12 protein-coding genes are annotated in these 13550 nt (G+C 70.0%); 4 read left to right on the forward strand and 8 right to left on the reverse strand.

The window, feature by feature from the left end; translation table 11 throughout:
- Positions 1–114 precede the first annotated feature (114 nt).
- A complete protein-coding gene (hisS, locus tag DEJ51_RS25985) occupies positions 115–1440 on the forward strand; it encodes a histidine--tRNA ligase (protein ID WP_150260024.1) in 1326 nt (441 codons plus the stop codon).
- A 321-nt stretch (positions 1441–1761) separates the two neighbouring features.
- Here the strand turns inward: hisS and DEJ51_RS25990 are convergent, their stop codons facing one another.
- The 5 genes from DEJ51_RS25990 to DEJ51_RS26005 form a co-directional block, all read right to left on the reverse strand.
- The gene (locus DEJ51_RS25990; protein WP_150260025.1) at positions 1762–2271 is read right to left on the reverse strand and encodes a zeta toxin family protein; all 510 of its coding nucleotides are present in this window, start codon (positions 2269–2271) and stop codon (positions 1762–1764) included.
- A gap of 13 nt (positions 2272–2284) precedes the next feature.
- A complete protein-coding gene (locus DEJ51_RS25995; RefSeq protein WP_190620634.1) occupies positions 2285–3217 on the reverse strand; it encodes a phosphotransferase in 933 nt (310 codons plus the stop codon).
- A gap of 25 nt (positions 3218–3242) precedes the next feature.
- Positions 3243–4019 carry a phytanoyl-CoA dioxygenase family protein gene (locus DEJ51_RS26000; protein ID WP_190620637.1) on the reverse strand — a complete coding sequence of 259 codons (777 nt, stop codon included), beginning with the start codon at positions 4017–4019 and terminating at the stop codon, positions 3243–3245.
- A gap of 1 nt (position 4020) precedes the next feature.
- The gene (locus tag DEJ51_RS34650; protein WP_190620639.1) at positions 4021–4590 is read right to left on the reverse strand and encodes a hypothetical protein; all 570 of its coding nucleotides are present in this window, start codon (positions 4588–4590) and stop codon (positions 4021–4023) included.
- Positions 4591–4657: 67 nt separating this feature from the next.
- Positions 4658–4846: a hypothetical protein gene (locus DEJ51_RS26005; protein ID WP_150260027.1), complete on the reverse strand. Its 189-nt coding sequence runs from the start codon at positions 4844–4846 to the stop codon at positions 4658–4660.
- A 527-nt stretch (positions 4847–5373) separates the two neighbouring features.
- Here DEJ51_RS26005 and DEJ51_RS26010 point away from each other — a divergent pair.
- Positions 5374–6714 carry a transcriptional regulator gene (locus tag DEJ51_RS26010; protein WP_150260028.1) on the forward strand — a complete coding sequence of 447 codons (1341 nt, stop codon included), beginning with the start codon at positions 5374–5376 and terminating at the stop codon, positions 6712–6714.
- Between the two features lie 397 nt (positions 6715–7111).
- Here the strand turns inward: DEJ51_RS26010 and DEJ51_RS26015 are convergent, their stop codons facing one another.
- Complete coding sequence (locus DEJ51_RS26015; protein WP_150260029.1) at positions 7112–8641, reverse strand: helix-turn-helix domain-containing protein; 1530 nt, start codon at positions 8639–8641, stop codon at positions 7112–7114.
- A gap of 70 nt (positions 8642–8711) precedes the next feature.
- The gene (locus DEJ51_RS26020; protein WP_150260030.1) at positions 8712–9197 is read right to left on the reverse strand and encodes a MarR family winged helix-turn-helix transcriptional regulator; all 486 of its coding nucleotides are present in this window, start codon (positions 9195–9197) and stop codon (positions 8712–8714) included.
- A 95-nt stretch (positions 9198–9292) separates the two neighbouring features.
- Between DEJ51_RS26020 and DEJ51_RS26025 the strand changes: the two genes are divergently transcribed.
- A complete protein-coding gene (locus DEJ51_RS26025; RefSeq protein WP_150260031.1) occupies positions 9293–10177 on the forward strand; it encodes a haloalkane dehalogenase in 885 nt (294 codons plus the stop codon).
- A 157-nt stretch (positions 10178–10334) separates the two neighbouring features.
- Here the strand turns inward: DEJ51_RS26025 and DEJ51_RS26030 are convergent, their stop codons facing one another.
- Positions 10335–12254: an amidohydrolase gene (locus tag DEJ51_RS26030; protein WP_223835967.1), complete on the reverse strand. Its 1920-nt coding sequence runs from the start codon at positions 12252–12254 to the stop codon at positions 10335–10337.
- 92 nt (positions 12255–12346) lie between these two features.
- On the opposite strand from DEJ51_RS26030, the gene DEJ51_RS26035 reads away from it, so the two are divergent.
- Positions 12347–13468, forward strand: a complete 1122-nt coding sequence (locus tag DEJ51_RS26035) for a LacI family DNA-binding transcriptional regulator (RefSeq protein WP_150260032.1) — start codon at positions 12347–12349, stop codon at positions 13466–13468.
- Positions 13469–13550 lie beyond the last annotated feature (82 nt).

Below are 13550 nucleotides of genomic sequence, written 5' to 3' on the forward strand. Positions count from 1 at the left end.
CGCCGTTTCAAGTCGGTTGATGACATGCCGTCCGTATAAGACGCTGGTCGCCGGCGTTCGAGTCGTCCGTGACGAGACCGTCGTGCGTCCCACCGTGAAGAGAGAGCGCCACCGATGAACGAAACTCCCCTGGTCCGACCTGTTCCCGTCAGTGGATTTCCCGAGTGGTTACCCGGAATCCGCATGGTCGAGCAGAAGTGGCTCGATGTCATTCGGGCGGGTTTCGAGAGGTACGGGTTCTGCTCGATCGAGACCCCTTCGGTCGAGCCCCTCTCCGTACTCACCGCCAAGGGCGAAACCTCCAACGAGGTGTACGTACTGCGCAGGCTTCAGGAAGACGCCGACGACACCAGTGACTCCCGGATCGGGCTCCACTTCGATCTGACGGTGCCGTTCGCGCGCTACACGGCCCAACACTTCAACGAGCTCGTGTTCCCTTTCAAGCGCTATCAGATGCAGCGAGTATGGCGCGGCGAGCGGGCTCAGGACGGGCGGTTCCGCGAATTCACACAGTGCGACATCGACGTGATCAACGTAGACCACCTGCCGTCGCACTTCGATGCCGAGCTGCCGCGCGTGATCCACGAGATCCTGACCGGCCTGGAACTCCCGGCGTGGACCATCGACATCAACAACCGGAAGGTCCTCCAGGGCTTCTACGAAGGACTCGGCGTCGACGATCCGGCGGCGGTGATCCGTGCCGTCGACAAGCTGGACAAGGTCGGCCCGGAGGGCGTCGCGAAGATACTTTCCGACGAGGTCGGCCTGTCCGCACGAACCGTGGATTCCTGCCTCGCGCTCGCCCGGATCCGGGGCACCGGTTCCGCCGTCGTGGAGGAAATCAAGGCCTTGGGCGTGACGTCCGAGCTCCTCACCGAAGGTCTCGGCGAGCTGGGCCACGTGCTGGACTCCCTCGGCGATCTGCCGGCCGGTAGCGTCGTCGCCGACCTCTCGATCGCCCGTGGCCTCGACTACTACACGGGAACGGTCTATGAGGGGAAGTTCGTCGACTGGCCCAACTACGGCAGCATTTGCTCCGGCGGGCGCTACGAGAACCTGGCCGGGTCCTTCATCCGGCGCAGGCTCCCGGGGGTGGGAATGTCGATCGGACTGACGCGCATCTTCGCCAAACTCCTGGCGGAGGGACTTCTGGCGACTCCCGCGACGTGCCCCACCGACGTACTCGTGGTGCTCCCGCGGGACGACCGCCGGAACGAGGCCGAGGCCACGGCGGCGCGCCTGCGCGGACGCGGGATGAACGTCGAGCTCTACCACCAGGCCGACAAGGTGGCCAAGCAGGTCCGCTACGCGTCCCGGAAGGGCATCCCGTTCGTCTGGTTCCCGCCGTTCGAGGAGGGGGCGGCGCACGAGGTGAAGAACCTGGCGACGGGCGAACAGTTGGCGTCCGATCCCACGACCTGGCTCCCGACCCCACGCTGACGACGCCCCGCCCCCGAACGTCAGGCCACACGTGCGGCGGGGAGTCCTCGCGCGGCGGGGATGGCCGGAACAGATCCGTGTGCGGATGTTCGAAGCCAGTCCGAGCAGTTCCTTCACCCTTGGGACGGCCACTGCGGCGATCCGCGGGATTCGAATCCAAGGCTTCTGGAACGCCCGATGATCTGGACCTGGAGGACCCCTTGTTCGCCGGGAAGCCCTTCGGTGAGGTCTCCGTGCTGGTGGGGCCAGGCTTGACCTGACCACCTCATGAACGGCGCCCCCTGTCCCATCCGTGCGGGAGGGGGCGCTCCGTGTGCGGGGTCAGCCCACCTCGGCGATCGACATGATCAGGTCCGCCGTTTCGCTGAGTGACGACTTCAGCCCGATGACGTGCTCCGGAACCCCCGGCAGCAGGTCTTGGGCGCGGTACCAGTCGGCCATCTCGTCCGCACCGAAGTCGGCGGCCTGCGGGCGTGTGGCGTGGCGGGCGAGGGTCTCTTCGAAGGGCACGTCGAGGTAGAAGAAGTGGCCGCCGTGGTCGCGGTGAAGCTGCTGGAGCATCTCGCCGTAGCGGGTGGCGCTGAGGATGCCTTCGACGAGGGTGTGGAAGCCGTGGATCAGCGAGTAGCGGGTGATCGTGTCGATGAGCCCGATGTTCGCGGCCCCGGGGGTGTCGCGTTCCTTGAGGATCACGCGGCGGACGTTGTCCTGTCCCACGACGGCGAGCCGGCGGCCGAGGCGGTGGCGGAGTTCGGTGGCGACGGCGGTCTTACCGGATCCCGAGTTGCCCCGCAGGACGATCAGCCGGGGAAGCCGGGCAGCGGACGTCATGGTGGTGGTCTCCCTACTCCCAGGCGGTGCGGTGTCTGAGCCACGACAACGCGGCGGCACCGTAGACCGCACGGTTCTGCCGCAGGAACGGCGCCCCAGGGGGATCGAGGTGCCGGGAGCACCAGATCCAGTATCCGGCCAGCCCGGCGGCGAACCCGGTCAGCGCGTCGGGGGCTGGCTGCGGCAGATGAGCCACGGCGGCCTCGGCTTCGGCGGGGGTGTGGCCGCCCACGATCAGCGCGGGGACCAGGAGAGCGGGGTCGATCCAGTCGGCGCCCCGGAAGCGGTAGGACCAGTCGATCAGGATCACGGAGTTGTCGGGGCGGCGGATCATGTTGTCCGGCCGGATGTCCCAGTGGACGAGGGTGTCGCCTCCGGCAGCGGTCTTCCACTGCTGCTCGACGCCGACGAGGTTCTCCAGATGGCGCTCCGCCCAGGGATCGAGTCCCTCGGCGTCCTCGCCGTGAAGGTCGGCCCAGCCGGTGAACCACTTCCCGAGGACGTCCTCCACGGGAACCGCGTCTTCGACCGGGCAGGGGGTCAGCGTCTTCCCTGCGGACTCGACAGCCGCGACGGCGGCCTCGACGTCACCCTCCGGGCTGAAGTCGGGGTCTTGCCCGGACACGCTCTCCAGGCACAGCAGCCACCACTCCATGCCGTCGCGGGGGGCCGACCACCACAGCACCTCCGGCCCTGTACCGCGAGGCAGCGACGAGGTGACGGCCACCTCGTCCGCGTACTGCCGGGCGAAGGGGTGCGCGCCGTCCATGCCCTTGAGGAACACCTCGCGGCCGTCCCCGAGCCGCAGCCGTGAGGCCATGCCCGGCGTGTACCCGCCGCCGCAGGTCCGCGCCTCCACGACCGGAGACCCCATCTGTTGCTCTGCGTGGGCGCGTACCGCGTCGGGCAGGGTCGCCCAGTCCGGACGTACGGAGGTGGCAGTCATGGCCGCCACTTTAGGGATGATGCGCTCACCCATACGGTCCTTTCTCGTGAAGTCCGAGCAATCGGGTCAGCCGGCCGGACGCTCCGGCCGGGACGTCTTCGGGCATGCGGTAGTTGACGAAGGGGTAGAACCGCTGGCTGACGAACCGGCGCCCGTACGCCGTGGTCAGCAGATAGCGGGTCCGGTCGGACTGGTTCGGCGCACCCCGGTGCCAGGTCTGGCTGTTGACGAGGTAGGCGTCGCCGGCTCGCGCCAGCAGGGATACGGGCGTGTCGGGCAGATCGGGCGTGTAGGCCGGGCGGCGGCCGGAGAGGTGACTTCGGGGGATGACCTGCGTCGGCCCGTGGTGCTCGTCCTCGATGTTGCTGAGCGCGATCATGACGTTCACGGTGTAGCAGGGGATGGTGCGGTCGGCGTCAGCCATGGACGGCAGGGTGTTCAGGAAGGGGAAGAACAGCTCGTCGTCGATGTGCCACCTGGTGATGCCCCGGCCGGGCGGGATGCGAAGCGCGTTCTGGGAGATCATGTGGCAGTCGGGGCCGAGGATCCCGTCCACCAGGTCGGCCACCGGCGTGTAGTCGATCATGTCGCGGAATGCCCGGTCGTACTCGAACATCCGCATGAGGCTGACATCTCCCCGCAGGAGATCCTGCTCGGGACTTGCGGAGCGGGTGGCCGGGTCCTGGTAGCGCTGCTCCACCAGATCCCGAAGGTGCCCGGCCGCGGCGCGCGGGACAAGGGACGGCAGTATGGCGAACCCCACCCGATGGAACGTCGACAGGGCACCTTCGAGATCGCGCACGTCAGCTCCTCGTGGGCATCTTGGCGTAGTCCTCTTCGGGGACCTCGGGCGGCATGTGCTCGGCCCCCACCCAGATGCGGCGGCTGAAGTCCTCGTACTGCTCGGTGTTGAGGATGAACGCGTGCCAGACCATGTCCACGGGACCGGACGGCGCGTTGTGCTCCGTGGGATAGAGCATGGACAGCGCCACGTACTGACGGAACTCCGCGATGAGCGGGATGGCGTGCTTCTCGAAGAAGTAGTCGCGGAACTCGACGGCCTTGGTGTCGTCGGTGCCCTCGAAGTCGCCTTCGGAGGGGTTGAACACGAGCCACTGCCGCATGACCTCGGAGGCCCAGTAGCGGCAGTGCTTGTCCCACTGCCCGAACCACAGCAACAGAGGGAGAACCTGCTCGTTGTCGAACAGCCGCCCCTCACGCAGCAGCCGGCGCGGACTCAGGCCCAGGAGCAGGAACCCCAAGTCGTACTCCTCCAGCAGCGTCAGCCGCTTGCGGAGGTCGTCGTCCATGTTCGGCTTGGCCGCAACGCACTTGTCGAGGATCGATCCGCGCTCGGCGGTCAGAACCTTCATCTCCACGTTCATCCTCCGGTCTGGGAGGGGCCGGACACTTCCTGCGCCCGGCCCCCGGTGGGCGTGACTAGGCGGTGGCGGCCGTGGTGGTGACGGGCGGCGTCACGCTGTAGCACTTCGAGCAGGTGTCCTCGCCCGAGGGCCACACGCGGGCGTCACGAGCGCCGAAGACGTCCGCCATGCGGTCCCGGGTGGCGTGGTAGACCGACACCCCGCCGGGAGCGGTGTTCTCGTTGGATGCGATGTGTCCGCGCATCGGTGTTCCCTTTCTCCTTGGTTGTCCCGCGGGGGATCCCGTGGGAAGTCCTGGTGGAATCCGGTGCCTTTCGCATGTCGCAAGGCGTATCCCGGACAGCAGAGTGGGGGCCTGGCCTATCCGCCGGGGCGGCCGGCGAGGACCAGGGCGACGACACCGACCGTGACGAAGACGACGTACACGAGGACGGCTAATCGCTGGCGCACCTCAGTGACGAAGCTCCTGCCCCCGGTGGCCGTGTCGGCGCAGTTCGACACCGGACCGGTCGGGGGATCCGGGAAGTCGGCTGGTCGGGGTCACGGTCGTGCTCCTGCCGTCGTCGTGGAAGACGGCTCTGCTCCCGGTAAGGGGGTGGCACAGGGGCAGAGCCGCCGGTCTTGGGGAGTTACTTGCGGAAATCGGCACGATTCAACGGCCGCTGCCGCACGCGGCGGAACGTTTCCAGGGGGTTTCGAGGCCGGAAGAAACCCCCGTTTCCCCGCAGGCGCGTAGCCTCGTCGCACGCCCTGAGGGGAAGGTGACTTCACGTGGACAACGCGCTGACGACGCACCCGTTGACGTACGTGCGGGAACGCAACGGGTGGGGGAAGGCCGAGCTGGCCCGGCTACTGTGCCGACGGGGAAGGCTGCTGGGGATTGCGCTGGCGACGAACCGGACGACGGTGTGGAAGTGGGAGAACGGGCAGGAGCCCGATGCGGACGCCCAGCACGTTCTTGCTGACCTGCTGGGTGTGGACCGGGGCCTGATCAAGTCGCTGGGCTGGCCGGGATGGCTGCCGGCGTGGGAGAAAACGAGCCTTCTCGCACCCTGGACCCGCGACGGTACCGTGTCGGTATTCGCCGAGCTGGTCAGGAGTGGACACATGGATCGACGGGGCTTCCTTTCCATCACAGGATCCGCGCTCGCGGGAGTCGCGGCGAACTGGGCCGCGGCACCTGAGGCGTTCGCGTCGGCCGTCGAAGGCGACCGCGTCACCGACGACATGGTCACCACCCTGGAAACCCGCGTCGCGACCCTGCGTACCCTCGATGACCAGATGGGCGGTGCGCGTCTACTGGAGCAGGCGACCGGCGACCTCTCCCTGATCACGAGCCTCCTCGAACACGGCACCTACACCAGCGCCGTCGAGCAGCGCCTGTACGGCATGGCGGCCCGCGTGTCCTACCTGGCCGGGTGGATGGCGTACGACAAGGGGCTCCGTTCGCTGGGCCAGCGCTACTACGTGGCGTCCTTGCGGAGTTCCCGTACCGCCGACGACACCGCGTTCGGGGCATTCATGCTCGCCGAGATGGGTGTGCACGTCTCCGACAGCGGCGACACCGCACAACGGGTCAACCTGATCGACACCGCCATCGACAACGCGCCCACCGCGCTCCCCCCGGCCGTTGCCTCGTACCTGCATCTGCACCATGCCGAGGCGCTCTCCCGCGACGGCCAGCATGAAGCCGCAGGGAAGGCACTGAACCGGGCCTACGACCGCTTCGGCGGGCACCAGGACGGCGATCAGCCCGACTGGCTCGCCTGGTACGGCGAGGCCCAGTTGAAGTCCACCGAGGGCAAGATCCTCCTCCGGTCCGGATTCCCGGAGCGAGCCACCACCGCTCTCGCGCTCTCCGTCGACCAGGCCGTCCCTCGCGACAAGGCCGTCCGGTCCGGCCGCCTGGCCACTGCCCGACTCGCCAGCCGCGACCTCGACGGCGCTCTTGACGCCGCCACCATCGGCCTTGCCCTCCTCGAAGGGAAGGTGCGCTCCGACCGCGCCCGCAGCAGGCTGACGAAGTTCAGCGGCTACCTCGAACCCCACGCCGACGCCCCCGCCGTCCGTGAATTCCGCGAACGCCTGCGCGCCCTTCCAGTAGCGGCCTGAACCGGATGAGCGCATTCGACTAGTGCGGGATTCCGGCCGTCATCACCGACGCCGACGTCTCGGACCCGAACGTGGTTGGCCCGAACACCGTGGAGGCGGTCTCCTCCTGCGACTCGTGTCGTTACCAGCGCCGGCGTTCCTGTCCGGGGCCTGGGCTTTTCTGGACAAGCGCGCATGAAAACACTGAGGCCCCATCGCTCTCCGTGAAGAGTGACGGGGCCTCGGTGGTGTGCTGCTGCGCACCTGGCGGAGCGTCAACCGAACGCCCTCGCGCAGCACGCTTCTTGCGCAAGGCGACGGAAGGCGTCGATGGGCTATGGAAGCTATTTCCGCAGGTCAGGGGCCTGTTTTCAAGGCTTAGAGTTATGCCCTGATTGATCCCTGTTTTTCCATGGGTCTAGATGTCGCGGAAGATCTCGATCTGGGCGCCCACCGAGTTGAGGCGCTCGGCCAGTTCCTCGTAGCCGCGGTTGATGACGTAGACGTTGCGCAGCACCGAGGTGCCCTCCGCCGCCATCATCGCCAGGAGGACCACCACCGCCGGGCGCAGGGCCGGCGGGCACATCATCTCCGCCGCGCGCCAGCGCGTGGGGCCCTCCACCAGGACGCGGTGGGGGTCGAGGAGCTGGAGGCGGCCGCCGAGGCGGTTCAGGTCCGTCAGGTAGATGGCCCGGTTGTCGTACACCCAGTCGTGGATCAGGGTCTGGCCCTGCGCCACGGCGGCGATGGCCGCGAAGAACGGCACGTTGTCGATGTTGAGCCCGGGGAACGGCATCGGGTGGATCTTGTCGATCGGGGCTTCGAGCTTCGAGGGGCGGACCGTGAGGTCGACCAGGCGGGTGCGGCCGTTGTCGGCGGTGTACTCCGCCGAGCGGTCGTGGTCCAGGCCCATCTCCTCCAGGACCGCGAGCTCGATCTCCATGAACTCGATCGGCACCCGGCGGATGGTGAGCTCCGACTCCGTGACGACCGCGGCGGCGAGCAGGCTCATCGCCTCGACCGGGTCCTCGGAGGGGGAGTAGTCCACGTCCACGTCGATGCTCGGGACACCGTGGACGGTGAGCGTGGTGGTGCCGACGCCGTCGACCCGGACGCCCAGGGCCTCCAGGAAGAAGCACAGGTCCTGGACCATGTAGTTGGAGGAGGCGTTGCGGATGACGGTCACGCCGTCGTGCCGGGCCGCGGCCAGCAGGGCGTTCTCGGTGACGGTGTCCCCGCGCTCGGTCAGCACGATCGGGCGGTCGGGGGAGATCCCGGGGACGACCTTCGCGTGGTAGATGCCCTCGGTCGCGGTGATGTCCAGGCCGAAGCGGCGCAGGGCGATCATGTGCGGCTCGATGGTGCGCGTGCCGAGGTCGCAGCCGCCCGCGTAGGGCAGACGGAACGTCTCCATCCGGTGCAGCAGCGGGCCCAGGAACATGATGATGCTCCGGGTCCGGCGGGCCGCGTCCGCGTCCATGGCCTCCATGTCGAGGCGGGCCGGCGGGATCAGCTCCAGGTCCACGCCGTCGTTGATCCAACGGGTGCGGACACCGATGGAGTTGAGGACCTCCAGGAGACGGTAGACCTCTTCGATGCGGGCCACTCGGCGCAGCACCGTACGGCCCTTGTTGAGCAACGAGGCGCAGAGCAGGGCGACACACGCGTTCTTGCTGGTCTTGACGTCGATGGCGCCGGACAGACGGCGGCCGCCCACCACGCGCAGGTGCATCGGGCCGGCGTAGCCCAGGGAGACGATCTCGCTGTCGAGCGCTTCGCCGATTCGGGCGATCATCTCAAGGCTGATGTTCTGGTTGCCGCGCTCGATCCGGTTCACTGCGCTCTGGCTGGTGCCGAGGGCGTCGGCGAGCTGACTCTGTGTCCAGCCCCGGTGCTGCCGGGCGTCACGGATGAGCCTGCCGATACGTACGAGGTAGTCGTCTGCCATGGGGGCACGCTATCTCAGATATGAGATGAACCCTCCGCCGGGTGCGGCAAATGGGTGAATTGAGTGGAACTTACCGTCCATCAGGCCTCACGGCCGGGTCTCCGTGCGCGTGATGGCCGACGATCCGGCCCAGCAGGGAGGTGAGCTGCTCCCGCTCCCCGGCGGACAGCGGAGCCAGCAGTTCGTCCTGGGCTGCGGCGAGGATCTGCTCCAGTCTGCGCAGCTGCCGCCGGCCGGGCGGTGTGAGGGTGATGACGTTTCGCCTGCGGTCCTCGGGGTCGGGGGTCCGCTCCACCAGTTCGCGTGCGGCGAGTTCGTTGATGACGGCGACCAGGTCGCTGCGGTGGATGCCGGTACGGGCGCTGAGGGTGGCCTGGCTCGCCGGACCGGACTCCTCCAGGGCGACCAGGGCCGCGTAGTGCCATTTGTGGGCATCTGCCCCGCTCAGGCCGTCGGTCACGATCCGCTGCGCCTGGGTGTTGGCCTGCCCCAGCAGTCGGCTGGGGAGTTCGCGCAGCCGTGCGGGGACGAGGGGGCCGTTCTCTTCCGGGGTCATGGAGCGATGTTACCCATTGCGTTAGTGGCACGAACGATATAGTTTCGTTTGCGTCACGAACGTTCGGTGCACCAACGATTACCGGAGGGGTTCCCATGCCCACGATCGACGTACTCGACTCGACGATGTACTACGAGGACCACGGAGCCGCCGGCACCCGGCCCGGCAGCGTCCCGTTCGTCTTCCTGCACGGCAACCCGACCTCCTCCCACCTCTGGCGGGGCGTCCTGCCCCGGATCGGGGGCGGTGTCCGGGTCCTGGCCCCGGACCTCATCGGGATGGGCCGCTCCGGAAAGCCGGGCGGCGAGTACCGCTTCGAGGACCACGCCCGCTACCTGGATGCGTGGTTCGACGCCCTCGGGCTCGACGAGGTGGTGCTGGTCGGCCAGGACTGGGGCGGGGCGCTCGCCTTCCACCGGGCCGCCCGCCACCCCGGGCGGGTCCGCGGCATCGCCTTCATGGAGACGATCGTGCGGCCGCTGGGCTGGGCGCAGTACCCGCCCGCCGCGCGGGCCCGGTTCGAGGCGATCCGCACCCCGGGCCTGGGGGAGGAGATGGTCCTGGACCGCAACATCTTCATCGAGGACAGCATCCGGCAGACGGTGCTGAACCCGATGAGCGAGGCGGACCACGCCGTCTACGCCGCCCCCTACCCGACCCCAGAGAGCAGGCGCCCCCTGCTGCGGTGGGCCCGCTCGCTGCCGATCGACGGCGATCCGGCCGACGTGCACGCCGTCGTCGAGAAGTACGACGCCTGGCTGTCCGACAGCCCGGACGTGCCCAAGCTGCTGCTCACCTTCGACGGCTCACCGGCCCTGATGACCGGCCCCGAGACGGTCGCCTGGTGCGAGGAGAACGTCTCGGCACTGGAGACCGAGTACTGCGGCCCGGCCGCCCACCTCTGCCCCGAGGACCGGCCCGAGGAGATCGCCGCCGCCCTCAACTCCTGGGCCGCCCGCCACGGCCTCGCGGCGGGCTGAGCCCCGCGGCGGCGAAGCGGCGGGCCGAGCCCGACAGCGGCCGCGCCCGACAGGACCGAGCCCCACAGCGCCGAGCCCGACAGACGCCGAACCCCACAGCGGCCGAACCCGACAGAGCCGAGCCCGACAGCGGCCGAGGCTGCCGCAGGCGCCCCGCTCAGTGCTTGCAGGCGTGGTGGCGCCCCCCGGCGTGCACCGTCGCGTACGAGGCCGGCCGCGGGCCCGAGGCGGCGCCCGCCACCCGCGCCGAGGCGGCCTTCCCCGACGCCGAGTCCGCGTCGTGCACCACCCGGCCGCCGACCAGGGTCATCCGTACCCCCGTCCCGCTGATGTCCGCCACAGGGCAGCGCGTCACGTCCCGGTCCAGCAGCACCAGGTCCGCCGCCCTGCCCGGTTCCACCGTGCCCGTGAGCTCCTCCTGGCGCAGTTGCCACGCCGTCCCCGACGTGTGCATCCGCAGGACCGAGTCCCGGCCGAGCCCCTCCAGTTCGCGGTACAGCGGCCCCTCCCCGAAGGCGCCCTGGCGGTCGACCGCGGTCCGCAGCTGGTTCCACACCTGGAGGGCGTCCACCGGCCAGTCGGAGCCGCCCGACAGCCGCGCCCCCGCCTTCTCCAGGCTGCGCGCCGGGTACATCCACCGGTGCCGCTCGGGCCCGATGTACGGAAGCAGTGCCTCCATCGTCCAGGTGTCCTTCGCCGCCCACTGGAGCTGCATGCACGCCGTGACTCCCAGCTGCGCGAAACGCCGCAGGTCGGCCGGGTCGACGAGCTGCAGGTGCGCCACCGCGTTGCGGGCGTCCCGCAGGCCCGTCACCCGCTTGGCGTACGCGTACCCGTCCAGAGCGGTGCGTACCGCACGGTCGCCGAGCCCGTGCGCGTGCATCTGCCAGCCCGCCCGGTTGAAGGCGGCGGCCAGCCGCCCGTAGTCCGCCGCGGAGGTGTAGAGCTCGCCCCGGTTGCCGGTCGGCCTGCCGTTGCCGTCGAGGTAGGGCTTCAGCAGCGCGGCGGTCTGCGCCGGATACTCGATCACCCCGTCCAGGAACACCTTGACCATCCCGAACCGCAGCCCCCGCACGCCCTCGAACTCCCGGCGCAGGCCGCGCGCGTACGCCAGTGACGCCGCCGGATCCTTGGTCTGCTCCGCCTCCAGCCGGATCGCCGGGACGATCCGCTGCGGCAGCCTGCCCGCCGCCGACAGGGCCTGGTAGAGCTCCAGTTCGTGCCGCCCCACCAGTGCGTCCATCATCGTCGTGACCCCGGAGGCGGCCGCCAGCTCCAGCACCTCGGCGCACGCCGCGACCAGGTCGGCCCGGGTGGGCTCCGGTACGTGCCGCCGGACCAGGGCCTGGGCGTCGTCCTTGAGGACGCCCGTCGGCCGTCCGTCCGCGCCCTTGACCACCTTGCCGCCGACCGGGTCGGGCGTCGCCGCCGTGATCCCGGCGATGTCCAGGGCCCGCTGGTTGGCCCACAGGTTGTGCCCGTCGCCGCCGACGAGGGCGATCGGCCGACGGGTCGGGAGCGCGTCCAGCATCGTGTGGTGGGGGGCGGTGCCCACGGGGAGCAGCCCGACCGGGTTCCAGTCCTCGACCACCAGCCAGCGGTCGGGTTCCGCGCCCGCGCCGCCCGTGTCGGCGAGGAAGCCGGTCAGGATCCCCTGGAGCTCGGCGAGGGTGGTCTCCGCGCCCTCCAGTGACGGGGACAGGGAGCGCTCGCCCGCGCCCAGCGGGTGGACGTGGCCGTCGTGGATGCCGCTCATGACCGTGTTGCCCCGGGCGTCGACGACCTCGGTGTCCCGGCCCACGTACCGGCGCAGCGCCGCGTTCGTCCCGGTGGCCAGGATCCTGCCGTCCCGGCCGACCGCGACGGCCTCGACGCGCGCCCGGGTGCCGGTCCCGGTGAACACCGAGGCGTCGTGGACCACCAGGGCCGCCGAACCGCGCCCGGTGGAGGAAGAGGCCGGGGGCGCCGGGGAGGCCGCGGCCGGGGAGGCCCCGAGCAGGCCCGCGGCCCCGGCGACTCCGGTGATCCCGGCGGCGGCGAGGAGTCCCCGGCGGGAAAGGTGCGAAGAAGACGTCATGCCCACTCCAAAGGTCGGTGTGGCCAGGACACTGTTTGATTAACCGCTTAACCAGAAGCCGCCTCCGGCGACGAAATCCGTACGATGGCCGCGTGCCAGAGCACCCACCCGCGCCGGGACCGACCCTCGCCGACATCGCGCGTGCCGCCGAGGTCTCCACCGCGACCGTCTCCCACGCGCTCAACGGCACCGGCCGCCTCGGCGAGTCCACCCGGCGCCGGGTCCGCGAGGTGGCGGGCGCGCTCGGCTACGGAGCCCGCCGCGGCCCGCGCACCCGCAGCCTCGGCGTCGCGGTCACCACCTACGCGGGGGACGCCTGGGACTTCGTCGGGATCGCCTACTTCTCCCGCCTGATCACCGCCGCGACCTCGGCGGCGCACGCGCACGGGTACGCCCTGACCACCCTGCCCGCCGACCGGGGCGCCGAGCCGCTGTGGCACACCCTCGCCGTGGACGGGATGCTGCTGCTCGACAGCCCCGCCGGCGACCCGGTGCTGCGGGCCCTGCGGGCGCGGGGCCTGCCGGTGGTCTTCGACGGACGGCCGCCCGACCCCTGGCCGGGGGACGTGTGGGTGGACAACGACCACACCTCCACCACCCGGGAGGTGCTCGACCACCTCGCCGCGTCCGGGGCCCGGCGGATAGCACTGCACTCGGGCTACGGCCGGGAGTTCTACACCGGGGCCGTCACCGCGGCCTACGAACAGTGGTGCGCCGAGCGCGGCCTGGCTCCGCTCCTGGTCCCCTTCGATCCGCAGGACACGGCGGGGCACGCCTTCGACGCCGCCTTCACCGGGCCGGACCGCCCGGACGCCGTGTACTGCGTGTACGACCCGGGAGGCCGGCAGGTGCTGGCGGCCGCCGCGCGCCACGGACTCCGCATACCCGGCGGACGCGGCGCACCCGACGTGCCCGGCACACCCGGCGCACCCGGCGCACCCGACGTGCCCGGCACACCTGGCGCACCCGGCGCGCCCGCGCGCTCAGGGCACGGCGCGGGTCTGCTGCTGGTCTGCGCGAGCGAGGATCCGGCGTACGGCGCGACCGAACCCGCCGTGACCACCGTCACTCTGAATCCGGAGCGGATCGCCGCTTCGGCGGTGTCCGTCCTGGTCAACCTGATCGAATCCGGGCATGCGGAATCGCCTGGTCAGCTGACGGTCCCGGCAGGACTGAGGGTGCGCGCCTCGTCCCTCCCCCCGGACATGTACTAGAGTTATCTCGACATCGAGATATCTGCCGAAGGCGTACCGCAGCCGCCCCCGCAGGTAAGGGTTACCTAACTTAGCCCTACCT

Origin of the sequence: Streptomyces venezuelae (assembly GCF_008642275.1) — a bacterium.
Taxonomy (GTDB): Bacteria; Actinomycetota; Actinomycetes; order Streptomycetales; family Streptomycetaceae; genus Streptomyces; species Streptomyces venezuelae_E.

What these genes read in the sequence shown, in the direction of transcription:
- hisS (WP_150260024.1), top strand. Translation starts at nt 115, where the DNA reads ATGAACGAAACTCCCCTGGTCCGACCTGTTCCCGTCAGTGGATTTCCC.
- DEJ51_RS25990 (WP_150260025.1), bottom strand. Translation starts at nt 2,271, where the DNA reads ATGACGTCCGCTGCCCGGCTTCCCCGGCTGATCGTCCTGCGGGGCAAC.
- DEJ51_RS25995 (WP_190620634.1), bottom strand. Translation starts at nt 3,217, where the DNA reads ATGACTGCCACCTCCGTACGTCCGGACTGGGCGACCCTGCCCGACGCG.
- DEJ51_RS34650 (WP_190620639.1), bottom strand. Translation starts at nt 4,590, where the DNA reads ATGAAGGTTCTGACCGCCGAGCGCGGATCGATCCTCGACAAGTGCGTT.
- DEJ51_RS26005 (WP_150260027.1), bottom strand. Translation starts at nt 4,846, where the DNA reads ATGCGCGGACACATCGCATCCAACGAGAACACCGCTCCCGGCGGGGTG.
- DEJ51_RS26015 (WP_150260029.1), bottom strand. Translation starts at nt 8,641, where the DNA reads ATGGCAGACGACTACCTCGTACGTATCGGCAGGCTCATCCGTGACGCC.
- DEJ51_RS26020 (WP_150260030.1), bottom strand. Translation starts at nt 9,197, where the DNA reads ATGACCCCGGAAGAGAACGGCCCCCTCGTCCCCGCACGGCTGCGCGAA.
- DEJ51_RS26025 (WP_150260031.1), top strand. Translation starts at nt 9,293, where the DNA reads ATGCCCACGATCGACGTACTCGACTCGACGATGTACTACGAGGACCAC.
- DEJ51_RS26030 (WP_223835967.1), bottom strand. Translation starts at nt 12,254, where the DNA reads ATGACGTCTTCTTCGCACCTTTCCCGCCGGGGACTCCTCGCCGCCGCC.